1 rRNA gene is annotated in these 374 nt (G+C 57.5%); it reads right to left on the minus strand.

Features of this window, described 5'->3' with window-relative positions:
• A 23S ribosomal RNA gene (locus tag HTZ77_RS44955) occupies positions 1-374 on the minus strand; the annotation flags it as partial.

A 374-nucleotide genomic window follows, 5' to 3' on the forward strand; every position in this document is an offset into this window, starting at 1 on the left:
TTTAATGGGCGAACAGCCCAACCCTTGGGACCTACTCCAGCCCCAGGATGCGACGAGCCGACATCGAGGTGCCAAACCATCCCGTCGATATGGACTCTTGGGGAAGATCAGCCTGTTATCCCCGGGGTACCTTTTAGCCGTTGAGCGACACCGCTTCCACATGCCGATGCCGGATCACTAGTCCCAGCTTTCGCTCCTGCTCGACCCGTCAGTCTCACAGTCAAGCTCCCTTGTGCACTTACACTCAACACCTGATTGCCAACCAGGCTGAGGGAACCTTTGGGCGCCTCCGTTACCTTTTAGGAGGCAACCGCCCCAGTTAAACTACCCACCAGACACTGTCCCCGATCCGGATCACGGACCAGAGTTAGACG

The organism is Nonomuraea montanisoli (assembly GCF_013363975.1).
Lineage (GTDB): Bacteria > Actinomycetota > Actinomycetes > Streptosporangiales > Streptosporangiaceae > Nonomuraea > Nonomuraea montanisoli.